This window comes from Novosphingobium rhizovicinum, from assembly GCF_040813635.1.
GTDB classification, from domain to species: Bacteria; Pseudomonadota; Alphaproteobacteria; order Sphingomonadales; family Sphingomonadaceae; genus Novosphingobium; species Novosphingobium rhizovicinum.
The window spans coordinates 376,318-388,014 of sequence record NZ_JBFNXR010000054.1 but is presented as its reverse complement, the minus strand read 5'-3'; the positions used below and the strand labels follow the sequence as shown (position 1 = coordinate 388,014).

Genomic DNA, 11,697 nt, shown 5'->3' with positions numbered 1-11,697 from the left:
GCGGAGCGCGTGGCAAACGAAGCGCCGGGTGTCTCGCTGCACATAGTCGAGGGATATTCGGGCCACTTGCTGCAATGGCTCAAGCAAGGGGAGCTCGATGCCGCGATCCTCTACGGACCCACCCCCTCTGGGGTGAACGCGACCCGGCTCCTTGATGACGAGCTGGTGCTGGTCGGCACGAGGGCTCACGTTCCCGAAAGCGGCGAACTCCCGTTTCGTGATCTAGCTCAGATCCCTCTGGTGCTGCCGAGCCATATCCACGGCTTAAGGGTAGCAGTCGAGACTGCGGCAGCGAAAAGCAGGACCCAGCTTGCGATTGCCTTTCAATCAGACTCGTTTCAGCTGATGATGGATCTCGTGGAGAGCGGGCGGATGTGCACGATCCTGCCGCCATCTGCAGTTCAAAAACAAGTTGCCAGCGCTCGCCTGCGTACCGCTCGGATCATCGATCCAGCACCGAAGCGCCAGGTCTTCCTCGCCATGCAATCGGGAGCACAATCCCCGCGCGCGGTAATTGCAGTGGAGGGCTTCCTAAGAGAGGAACTGGCGAGGCTGGTGGACATGGGGGTGTTTGTCGGCGCCCGCATTCGGGGAACGGCAGATTAGCGCAGGGGTATAGCAAACAGACATACCCCAGCGACCGACATTGTCTTAGTCATATGTCTCCACGATGAGCTAGGCCGCCGAAAGGCGGAACTCGGAGAGAGGATGAACATGCAGATTGGTGTTGCCTACCCGACGACCGAGGTCGCCGGAGATCCCGACGCGATCCGCAAGTTCTGCCTCGCCGTCGAGCAGATGGGCTACACGCACCTCATGGCCTACGATCATGTCGTGAAGTGCCCGCACGAGGGGCGCGAGCCGAAGTTGACCGGGCCCTATACCGACAAGGACACCTTCCACGATCCGTTCGTGCTGTTCGGGTTTGCCGCGGCGATCACTACGAAGCTGCAATTTTCGACCGGAGTGCTCGTTCTGCCCCAGCGCCAGACAGTGCTGGTGGCGCAGCAGGCGGCAGACGTCGACTTGGTTTCGCGTGAGCGGCTGCGCCTGGGCGTGGGCATCGGCTGGAACTATGTCGAGTTCGAAGCCCTTGGGCAGAACTTCAAGACACGCGGGCGGCGGGTCGAGGAGCAGGTTGAGTATCTGCGCAAGCTCTGGACCACGCCCATCCTGACCTTCCAGGGCGAGTTCGACCGGATCGATCGCGCCGGGATCAACCCGCGTCCGCGCCGACAGATCCCGCTGTGGATCGGCGGGCACAGCGAAGTTGCTTATGAACGCGGCGCGCGCATCGGCGACGGCTTCGTCTTCGCCGCTTCGGGCGAAGGTGCGGTCGAGGCATGGGGCCGCGTCCAGCACCATTTGCGCGAACTTGGGCGGGAAGAGGCAGAATTTGGCCGCGAACTCCTGGCGCTGTTCGCGCGAGACAAGCAGGAAACCGTCGATCACCTGAGGCGCTGGCGTGATGCGGGCGGCACTCACGCGGGCGTACCGTCCATGAACAAGGGCCTGGGCGGCGATATCGACGCGCACATCGACTACGTCGCCGACGTCAAGCGCATGCTCAACGAAGGCTGAGACAAGACCAGCCAAGGAACATCACCATGCAAATCACTGATCTGGCGCCACGGATCGGCTCGCGTGTCGAGGCCGACCGCTCGGAACTTCTATCCGGAACCCACTCCAAGCAGATCCGACAGCTGCTGGAGCAGCGCGGCGTGCTGCTGTTTCCCAAGCTCGGCTTCTCCGACGAGGAACAACTGGCGTTCGCCGAAACGCTCGGCGAAGTGATCCAGCAGGGCATCAAGGGCATCTACAAGATCACGCTTGATCCCACCTTGAACGACACCGCCGATTACCTTCATGCGACGACGCACTGGCATATCGACGGGGCGAACGATCCGGTGCCGACCCTGGCTTCGCTGCTGACGGCGCGCGTCCTGTCCAAAGAGGGCGGGCAGACCGAGTTCGCGAACACTTATGCCGCTTACGAGGACTTGCCCGAGGAGAAGAAGCGCTACGTCGAAAGCCTGCGGGTGGTCCACTCGCAGGAGTTCATCCAGCGGGCCCTGTATGCAGACCCCACCCCAGCTCAGCTTGCGCGCTGGCGCGAGATTCCCGAGCAGGTCCAGCCGATGGTGTGGACGCATCGCTCTGGCCGCAAGTCGCTCGTCCTTGGCCTGACCGCCGGCCGCGTCGAGGGAATGAGCGAAGAGGACGGCACGGCGCTGCTCGAAGAAATGCAGGCTTGGGCGACTCAGCCGCAATTCGTCTATCGCCATCATTGGAGCGTCGGCGACATGATCATCTGGGACAACACCGGCGTCATGCATCGGGTGGAGCAGTATCCAGCCGATAGCGGGCGCCTGCTCAGCCGCACCACGCTGGTCGGTGAAGAGACAGTCGCCTGAGAAGGAACGGAGCCAATGCCGACTTGCGCCATCGTCTATCGTGAGAGCCCTGGCGCGGGGTAGAGCGCACGAGGCAGCGCGTGGCTTGATCATTCATTGCATGGCAGTCATCCCGCGGCCCGACGTTCGGACAACTAGTTTCCCGCACGTACGATCGTTGATCGTACCGGGTGACGTCCCCCCTGGCAGGTGAAACTAGCTTTGCCGGCACCTCGCGTTTTAAGAAGTGCGGGGAGGTTAGCAGATGTCACATGAAAGAATCGACCTGCGCTTGGCGACCGGACGCCTGCAAAGCGGGCATTCCTGGGAGCTTGCGGTCACGGTCCATGTACGCGCCGGTGAGTTGACTGCGGACGCACCGGTGCTCGTCTGCCTGCCCGGTGGACGATACAATCGTCGGTACTTTGATCTGCAGGAGCCGGGCTACAGCGAAGCCGAGTATCACGCCGGTCAGGGCGTGATCGTGATCGCGATCGATCACGTACGAGTTGGAGAGAGCGATATGCCCGACTTGCAGGAGGCGAGCCTTCCTGCGACGGCAGAAGCCAATCACGCCGTCCTGCAGGTTGCCTTGCAGAGGCTGCGCGAGGGCACTCTAAGGCCGGGATTGCAGCCGATCACCCCCAGTGCCGTCGTCGGAGAGGGCCAGTCGATGGGCGGCCATATCGCTCTGCTGATGCAGGCGCGGCATCGCAGCTTCGACGGGCTTGCGATGCTGGGTTCAAGTGTGTCGTGTACCCGCCTTCCGGCACGGGATCGGTCCGAGGACATCTGCCTGCTCGGCAAGAACGACCCTGCCGAGGGGATGGCGAAGTTCGCCGCCTTTGACTGGCGCTATGCGTTCCACTGGGAGGATGTGCCCGAGCACTATGCCGCTACGGAGGCGCCGGGTGCAGCAGGCACGCCATACTGGAGGAGCGACACGAGCCCGAATGCCAGTGGAGGCCTGATCCCCGGTCACTTTGCGGCCGATGCGGCCCAGGTAACCGTTCCCGTGCTCCTTGCCATGGGGGAACGCGACGTCACTCAAGACCCCCTGAGGGAATTGGCAGCGTTCATGTCCACACCGGATCTGGCGTATTTCATCGTGCCCCGGATGGCCCACATGCACAACTTTGCAAGTACTCGGCACCGGCTCTGGTCGCGCCTCGGCGTCTTCGTCCGGCAAGTGGCGGAGTTACGGCGAAACCCCTGAAAGCCGTTCGGCGGCAACCCCAGGTAAGCGGGCTTCGGCACGAGCGGTTCTGAAGCTGTACGCGAGTTGGCGGTTCGGTGCAGGCCCGATGAATGCGCGACTGGCGCGAAGTTGCCGTATGGGCGCGAAGGCAAATGTTAAAACTACACCGGTAAGAGGTCCTTCGTTGCAGGACAGGGGCGCAGAGCGTGGGGGGCGAGTGTAGAACGACCAAACCGGCTGGGCCGTCGTGTTCAGGCCTGCGTGGCTTTTGGCGTAATCAAAGAGGGGGGACTCTTACCGAGTTCGCCGCGGTTGCGGCACCGTTCTTTGCGCTGACCATCGCCGTCATCCAGACGTCGTTGACGCTGTTCACTCAGCAAGTTCTAGAAACGTCAGCCGAAAAGTCGGCGCGGATGGTGATGACCGGTCGGGCCCAGACTGCGTCGTTAACGAAGGAAGCGTTCCGCAAGGAAGTGTGCTCGACGCTTCCGGTCCACATGCGGTGCGCGGATCTCTTCGTGGATACTCGGGTCGCCAGCAACTTCTCATCAGCCAATGTGAGCGCCTCGGACCTCGTCTATGATTCTGTAAGCGGCGATCTCAAGGACACCACCACTTACGAACCGGGGTTGCCCGGAGACATTGTGGTCATGCGGCTCATGTATCAATCGAGCGTGATCTCAGGCCCACTCGGCTTTGACCTTTCGAATATGCAAGGCGATCGGCGCCTGCTTATCGCGACCAGCATTTTCAAGAACGAGACGTACTGAAATGTGGCTGCAGGTTCGCACTTCGAGGCTGCGTAGCCTCGCTCGCCTTGTGCAAGACCGGGCCGGTGTGGCAGCCACCGAGTTCGCCATCGTGGCTCCTGTGCTGATCCTGCTGTTCGTCGGCGTATTTCAGCTGACCGATGGTATGAGCGCCTCGAGGAAAGTCACAGTGACGGCGCGAACACTGGCCGATCTCACGTCACAGTACACTTCGGTAAGCAGCACGACGCTTGAGACGATCCTGCACGTCTCCTCTTATGTCATGAGCCCTTATGCGCCGGATAGTGGCACTTATTCCCTGGCAGCGGTGACGACGGATACGGCAGGGGTATCCCGCGTCACGTGGAGCCGAAAGCTTGTCAATGGCACCACTGCTGCGGGAAAGCCCGTTGGCAGCATTGTCACATTGCCGTCCTCTGCGGCTGTGCCCGGGACGATGATCATCGTTGCCGACGTAACCTATGCATACAAGCCGGTCATTGCGCCTGGCTTATTCGGTGAATTTCAACTGGGTGAGCAGATATTCATGATGCCCAGGCGATCGTCCAGCATTCCGCTTGAGTAGAGATGATGATCAACACAGCAATTGCGCGAGTTCGCAGCCTCTACGGCGACAAGAACGGTAACGTTCTTATTTTCTTTGCTCTGTCGCTGGTGCCTATGATTATCGCTGCGGGAATGGTCATCGACTATACGCGGGCCGCGAAAACTCAAACGCGCATGAATGCCATTGCTGACGCGACCGCATTGTATGCCGTCAGTCCACCAATGCTGAAGCTGTCGGCAAATGAAGTCGCCGCGAAGGCAAAGATATTCTTCAACGATCAGGTGGGCGAGATGTCCGGCGTGATCTACGGGAATGATGTCTCGGTCGATGTGGTGGATGCTAGCGCTGCGACTGTGGATAGAACTGCCGCCGTCAATTACGCCGCAAAATCAGTCAATATCTTCTCAGCCTTTCTGGGTATGGACATTGTTAACGTTGGTGGCGGGGCGACATCAAAAACGAAGACCGCCCCCAACGTTGATTTCTACATGATGTTGGACACTTCTCCTTCAATGGCGCTTCCTGCCACGAGTGCGGGACTGCTCGCACTGACGAAGAAGACGAACGGCTGTGCGTTTGCCTGTCACCAGACGAATACGACCAAGAGCGATCCGGGCTCGACGTATATGGTGAACGGTAAATACGTCGACTATTACTACATTGCCAAGAATGACCTGAAGCTCGAACTGCGCAGCGATCTGGTGAACTCGGCAGTTTCAGATCTGGTCGATGTGGCGAAGGCCGCTGCTGTCTCCAATAAAGCAAAGTATCGCATGGCGCTCGGCAACTTCGATTATAAATATCATTCGATCCAGGACGTTCCGGGCGACCTTGATCTCGTGAAAGGGAAGGTGTCGCAGGCCAATCTGCTGGTGGTCTGCCGCAACAACCAGCGCGTGTGTGACAAGAACGACAACGACCGCAACACGAACTTCACCGCAGCGTGGAAAGGCATCAATGCTATTCTTCCTGCGGCACCTGGCGAAGGAACCAATCAAGCCGGCGATACGCCACAGGTGGTCTTGTTCCTGATTACCGATGGGATGCGAGACGAGGATAATGGAGGGCGCGCGCTTGGCCCAATGCCAACCTCTATGTGCCAGACGATCAAGAACCGCGGCATCAAGATCGCAGTTCTTTATACAGAGTACTTGTACGAATCTGCGTCCGACGATTGGTCTATTAAGAATATCAGGACGCCCTACCTCGCTTCGCCAGAGAAGATCGGCCCGCCTCTGAAGGAGTGTGCATCTCCAGGCCTTTACTACAGAGCAACGACCGATGATGATATCTCAGGCGCGCTGGCGTCTCTGTTCCAGAAAGCGGTTCAGGCAGCTCACCTTGTGAGATAATGCAGGCTTTTGCGATGCGCGTGGTGGAGCAGCGCTGCCTACCAGCGCTCGCCCGGTCCTCCGATCGTGTACGGCCGGTGGTATGAGATGTCGTCGCGGTCGCGGGTGCCTTTCAGGAAGCCTTTGACAGGCGGCGTCTGCAGCCAGGACGCATCTCCCTCCATCGCTGTTTCAACTGTCGAGCGACGCCACAGGATGCGCCATTCGCCGTCTCGTTTCTCCAGTTGATCCAAGTAACGGCCGGCGGCCAAAGTGCAGGTCATGCCATCGTGAGAGAGCATGGTTCCGACCACGTAGGTTTCGCAAAACGCCGTGTTGCCGTCGATCTCGCAGCTGTGATTGGCCAGATTGTGCTGGTTCATGGCGAAGGCGCGTGCGTGGCCCTGATTGGCAAGCTCCGGATACTGCGTCGCCGGGAGAGGTACGGGGCCGTGCTCGTCGGCCCCTTCGGGCCAATAGCAGCTTGCCGTCAATTCGCTATCGTGACGGTCGCGGCCACGGGACTCGCGCACGATCACGTCGAGGATGTCCTGCCTGTCCTTTAAGTATTGGACCGTCGCTTGCAGCTGCGCGAGTTCGCTTTCGTGTGCCATAGCTGTCTTCTTGTGTATCGAGGGTGCGGATGCAGCGCCCTTGGTCATCCGTGTGGCGGATGATCCTGCCGGCGCCGGACGTTTAGCGGATCACCAACGGGCTATACTCAACCGGCACAACCTTATGGGTGTCGCGGTATGAGGGTGGTTGCCGCCCCTCTTCGTCAGTGATGTGGTACTTCCTTGCCAGTTCCGCGCCGATAAGCGTCTTGCCGCTGAGAGCAAGCAGTTCGGGATCGTTGTAGAGGCCCCAGATCACGTGGCCGGTAAACTCCGGGGTCTCGAGCTGCTCGCGCAGATAGCCGAGCTTTTCCGGGTCGGCCTCTATCATGGAGAGCAGCCGGTCGGTGGCCAGTGCACCCATCCAGATCGACAGGGATGCCACGTCCACGCCCGCGTTACGGAAATCGACGGCGAAATCGTGCGCCATCTTGTCCATGGCCGCCTTGTGCGCACCATACGTCGGACCCATCGAGTAGTGCGCGGCGCCGGATGCAGAGGTGAACACGATAAGGCCGTGGTTCTGCTTCACCATCGCTCGGGCCGCATGCCAGCTGGCAACGTACCCGCTGCGAATGCCCACATCGATCACGTCTGTCAGCTTGAGAGGCTTTTCCCAGAAATTCTCAGGCGTGTTGTTCTCGTCGTGGATCAGCGCGGCGTTGTTGACGAGAATATCGACCCGCCCTTGCTCCGACAGCACTCGCTCGAAAAGCGAGGCCACGGCAGTGTCGTCCTTGTGGTCGCATGGTACCGCAATTCCCTTGCCGCCGGCTGCAGTGACGGCATCAGCCGTTTCCATGACCGTGCCGGGCAGGGGATGATCGCCCGCTTTCACCGAGCGTGCGGTGACGTAAACAGTGCACCCGTGACTGCCTAGCGCCTTGGCAATGCCGCGCCCCGCGCCTCGGCTGGCACCAGTGACAATCGCGACGGGTGGATTGTTCGGCATCTCAGGTCATCTCCATTTTACCGGCGCAACACTCATTTTTGGCAAGGTGTTTGCTACCGACGTTCTTTTCCGCGCGAGGATCTTGGCCGTTCGCGGGCGATCGCGCGGTATGCCGACGCGAGTTTCACCGTATGCGAGATGCCCTCTCCACGAACACTGTTCGTCGATGTGCTAGCGTGAGGAGGGTTATGGGTCAATGCGGGCTGAGGAGCGCACAGCACGCTGTGGCGGGACCGGCGCCGCGCCGCTCGTTCATCGAACACGGCGGGCGCGCAGTCGCGGCAGGAGTCATGCAGGGACTTGTGACTTGGACCTGCATGGGCAGTCACAGACCTCAGCGCGGATGCTGCGGCACTGGAGAGACTTGATCGGGATTCGAGCGAGGACCAGGCGATTAGAAGCCGTAAGTGATTTCCATGAAGCCGTAGTGAGTGTCGCCGTTGTCTGGCGCGCGCGGTGCGTTGCTGAGAAAGTTGCCCTTGGCGAGCACTGCGGCTCCTGCAGCAACGCGCACGCGATCAGGCTTCAACCAGTGGCGGACGCGAAAGTCGAACTGGGTACCGGCATACCGTCCCGTCGCTCCGCTCGCGTCCCGCAACCCCGTGCTGGCGAAGCTATCGGTCGCATTCTCCAGCCAGAGCGGACGCACCGCCAAATAGCCATCCCAGCGCTTGCTCGGTTTCACCTCCACGCGGGCCTCTGGTGAAATCAGGTTTGCCCGTCCGATAGGGCCGTAGAGGCTGCTGGGGCCGTATTCAAATACGCGCGCGCCGAAGAGCGTATCGAACCGGCCATAACCGTTGCCCCGGCCGTCTCCACTGGCGTGATCGTACGAAAGCACCAGCCGCGGAGACCAAGGCATGGCGAAGGTGCGGCCGACGCTGGCGTGTACAAAGTACGCAGTGACGTTCAGATCCGTGCGGTCTGCCGCTGCAGTCGATGCGCGGGCCTTGCCCTCTTGCCAGATAGCCTCCACTTCGAAGTCAACGGCATCAACCTTGGGGGTCTTCAGCAGCCGAATGCCTCCGGTCCAGAGCCGGCGGTTCCGCGTTGCGAAGGACGGCGTGTCCTCCTCGAACAGGCGGTACACGTAGCCTTCCAGACTGACACCGTGGAGGACAGCCGAAGTCACGCCGCGAGCGCCGAAGAACTGCTGTTCAAGCCTTTCGCGATTGGGTTCGATCTCATTGTCCAATATACCTTCCCGATCGTTGGGCAGGCGATCCTGAGGCATGGTCCAGAACAGGGTCAGGTTGTTTCCACCGCTAAGACGCCAGTCGAAGCGCGCACCGGTGAAGGCATTGGTGGAGTTTCTGAAGTTCTGCCGTGACACCAGCCGGCGCGAGCCCCAGTCCATGGTCATACGCCCGACCTGAAGCTCGGCCTTTTCGCTAAGCTCTGCAGTAACATAGGCCTGGATCAGTTCCAGGGCGTCCACCTCGGTCGTACCGACGGACGAGGGCTGTCGATCGAAATAGACGCGGGCATCCTGGATCTCGCCGCCAATGCGCACCGGGCCAGCATCATACTCGGCGCTGACCTGACTGCGGAGGAGAACCGCCCCGGTGTCCGCCGTGTTCGGGCGGAACTGGCCATCGATGCCTTCGACGCGTACGCGAACGCTCGCCTCGATGTCGAGGTTCTCATCCTTGGCGTGGGCAGGTGTGGCAATGATGCAAAGCGGCAGCAGCGCCGCAGTCGTCTGACGGATCATCTGTGTAAGTCTCGTAGCTGTACGACCGCTGCCGAAGCTGCGGTAGCTTTTGAAAGTAAGAGAGTGAGTCCTGCGCAGTCTGCGTCAGGCGGTGGCCCAGCCAGGAGCGGCGGCCCCGCTTGAGGCTGCCAGATAGAGTGCCGGATCGGTGGTCCGGCTGCTTCGGGATTTCCCTGCACTGCCGGCACCGTCGATGCGGAACCGATTGGCCTGATCCGAAAGGGACTGCACTTCGCCACTGAGGTTTCTGGCCGCGGCAGACGTTTCCTCTACCATCGCGGCATTCTGCTGCGTCGATTGATCCATCGTGCTCATGGCGGCGCTGATCTGAGTGATGGCCGTGGCCTGGGCCTGATTGTCGTGCGCCATGGTGTCGAGCAGTGCATGAACTTCGCCCACGCCTTCCGAGATGTCGGTGAGGGCGCCGTTGATACTTTGCACTGCGCCAACGGCAGTTACGATGTCCGTTTGAGTCAGAGTGAGCTGATCGCGGGCACGCTTGGCTTCCTCCTCGGCACGCATGGCCAGCGCGGAGACAAGATCGGCGACAACTGCAAAGCCGCGTCCGGCATCCCCGGCCCGTCCGGCTTCGACAGCGGCGTTCATGGCGAGCACCCGCGTCTGGAACGCGATCTTGTCGACACCCTCGATGACCTCGTCGATTCCCTTCGCGCTTTCGCGCACGCGGCCCATTGCCTGAACCGCCTCGTCTGCGATCGACCGCCCGCCCGATACGCTTGAGATCGCGCCGTCGGCGCGGCTAACAGTGCGCACGGCGGCTTCGGCAGTGGCCTTGATGCGGCCGTCGATCTGAGTCAGGGCTGCGGTGGTCTCCTCGATACTCGCCGCGTTGCTTTCGGTACGGCGGGCAAGATCTTCGGCTGCCTGGGCGATCTCTTGAGATCCGGCCTGCAAAGAGTGTGCGCTTTCGATCACAGTCCCGATCAGGGCACGAAGGGAACTGATCGCATCATTGAAGCTGCTCTTCACGTCGGCATACCTGCCGGTGAAGTTGGCAGTGATCTCGTAGGTCAGGTCACCTCCGGCCACGCTACGCAAGCCCTCGGCGAGGGTGTCGACAACGAGCTTCTGTTCCGCATCGGCTTGCGCTTTTTCGTCCTCGGCGATCGCCTGGGCGCGGGCATTGTCGCGGAAGACGAGGATTGCTCGCGCCATATCGCCGATCTCTTCGCGCCGCTCCGTGTTCGGCACGTCCATGCGATGATCGCCATTTGCGAGGCGGTTCATCAGACTGGTCATGGCAATGATGGGGCCGGTTACCTCACGGCCAACCATCATCACTACCGCACCGCAGATGGAAACCAGACCGACAAGCGAGACAATGATCAAAGTCCAGAGGGCGCGGGTGGACTGTGCCTCGGCAGCAGCCGCGCCGGCATCGAGAGCCTCGTCCTGGCTCGTGACAATAGCAGATAGAGCCTGGTCGATCTTCTCGAACGCTTCACGCGCCGGATGTTGAATGACGTCTTCGGCTTCTTCCCGGCGCCCCGCAATCCAGAGCGGCGGCACCTGATCCGTAGCGGCGTAATACTCCGCGAGGCCCTGCTCAAGCGTTGCGAAATGCTCCGCATCGTTGCCGCGCATGAACGGACGAAGCGCATCGAGCTTCTCTTTCAGCTCGCGACGTTCACTCGCAATCTCATCCAGCTGCTTACGGAAGTCCGGAAGATCGTTCTCGATGGCGGTCGCATACCAGATCTGGTGCATCCGGCTCTTGTTCTCGTTCGCCTGCGCAGCCAGCTTCATGCTTTCGGCCTGCTCGGAGATGAGCGTCCCAGAACGCTCAGCCATCGACGATAGCTGGTAAACTCCGAAGCCGGCGACGAACACCGACAGCAGGGCGAGCACTCCAAGCCCGGCCAGCACTTTCTGCGCGATGCGCAAGTTTCTGAAGATCGACAAGATTCCACCCTTTTATGGCTCCGCCGCGCGTGGTCTCGTTACCGAGACCTGAGCAGCGGGAGACCCCCATTCTCTTTATAGAAGCCGCCTCGCGCAGATGATTGGAATCCCGCAAAAAGGTGTCCTCAAAAGGTGACGCGGGGGAGAGCAGTTGCGCCGGTACGATTGCCCATGCGCCGGAAGGGCGGTCACAGCGTCGGGAACAACATCTTCAGCTCTGCATTGGGTTGACGAAGGAGCCGCTGCCGGTTTGCC

The 11,697-nt window shown here is 60.8% G+C and carries 11 protein-coding genes and 1 pseudogene; 8 read left to right on the top strand and 4 right to left on the bottom strand.

Annotated features, from left to right (window positions below; genetic code table 11):
* From ABUH87_RS18380 to ABUH87_RS18345, 8 genes and pseudogenes are all read left to right on the top strand, one after another.
* The coding region (locus ABUH87_RS18380; RefSeq protein ID WP_367774716.1) for a LysR substrate-binding domain-containing protein at positions 1-606 on the top strand (606 nt) is incomplete at its 5' end.
* A 102-nt stretch (positions 607-708) separates the two neighbouring features.
* Positions 709-1,581, top strand: a complete 873-nt coding sequence (locus ABUH87_RS18375; protein WP_367775580.1) for an LLM class F420-dependent oxidoreductase — start codon at positions 709-711, stop codon at positions 1,579-1,581.
* A gap of 26 nt (positions 1,582-1,607) precedes the next feature.
* Positions 1,608-2,414 carry a TauD/TfdA dioxygenase family protein gene (locus ABUH87_RS18370; protein ID WP_367775579.1) on the top strand — a complete coding sequence of 269 codons (807 nt, stop codon included), beginning with the start codon at positions 1,608-1,610 and terminating at the stop codon, positions 2,412-2,414.
* A gap of 244 nt (positions 2,415-2,658) precedes the next feature.
* Positions 2,659-3,609 (top strand): alpha/beta hydrolase, encoded by a 951-nt coding sequence (locus ABUH87_RS18365; RefSeq protein ID WP_367775578.1) that lies wholly within the window; start codon positions 2,659-2,661, stop codon positions 3,607-3,609.
* Between the two features lie 188 nt (positions 3,610-3,797).
* Positions 3,798-3,992: pseudogene (locus ABUH87_RS18360) on the top strand (TadE/TadG family type IV pilus assembly protein); the annotation flags it as partial.
* An 18-nt stretch (positions 3,993-4,010) separates the two neighbouring features.
* Complete coding sequence (locus ABUH87_RS18355; RefSeq protein ID WP_367775597.1) at positions 4,011-4,361, top strand: hypothetical protein; 351 nt, start codon at positions 4,011-4,013, stop codon at positions 4,359-4,361.
* 1 nt (position 4,362) lies between these two features.
* Positions 4,363-4,926 (top strand): TadE/TadG family type IV pilus assembly protein, encoded by a 564-nt coding sequence (locus tag ABUH87_RS18350; RefSeq protein WP_367775577.1) that lies wholly within the window; start codon positions 4,363-4,365, stop codon positions 4,924-4,926.
* Between the two features lie 2 nt (positions 4,927-4,928).
* Positions 4,929-6,260, top strand: coding sequence for a TadE/TadG family type IV pilus assembly protein (locus ABUH87_RS18345; RefSeq protein ID WP_367775576.1), 1,332 nt, complete (start codon positions 4,929-4,931; stop codon positions 6,258-6,260).
* 38 nt (positions 6,261-6,298) lie between these two features.
* Here the strand turns inward: ABUH87_RS18345 and ABUH87_RS18340 are convergent, their stop codons facing one another.
* The 4 genes from ABUH87_RS18340 to ABUH87_RS18325 all read right to left on the bottom strand — a co-directional run bounded on the left by ABUH87_RS18340 (position 6,299) and on the right by ABUH87_RS18325 (position 11,442).
* Positions 6,299-6,901 carry a nuclear transport factor 2 family protein gene (locus tag ABUH87_RS18340; protein ID WP_367775575.1) on the bottom strand — a complete coding sequence of 201 codons (603 nt, stop codon included), beginning with the start codon at positions 6,899-6,901 and terminating at the stop codon, positions 6,299-6,301.
* A gap of 34 nt (positions 6,902-6,935) precedes the next feature.
* Entirely contained in the window at positions 6,936-7,805 is an 870-nt protein-coding gene (locus tag ABUH87_RS18335) for an SDR family NAD(P)-dependent oxidoreductase (RefSeq protein WP_367775574.1), read from the bottom strand.
* Positions 7,806-8,199: 394 nt separating this feature from the next.
* Positions 8,200-9,519, bottom strand: a complete 1,320-nt coding sequence (locus tag ABUH87_RS18330) for an alginate export family protein (RefSeq protein ID WP_367775572.1) — start codon at positions 9,517-9,519, stop codon at positions 8,200-8,202.
* A gap of 84 nt (positions 9,520-9,603) precedes the next feature.
* Positions 9,604-11,442, bottom strand: coding sequence for a methyl-accepting chemotaxis protein (locus ABUH87_RS18325; protein WP_367775571.1), 1,839 nt, complete (start codon positions 11,440-11,442; stop codon positions 9,604-9,606).
* Positions 11,443-11,697 lie beyond the last annotated feature (255 nt).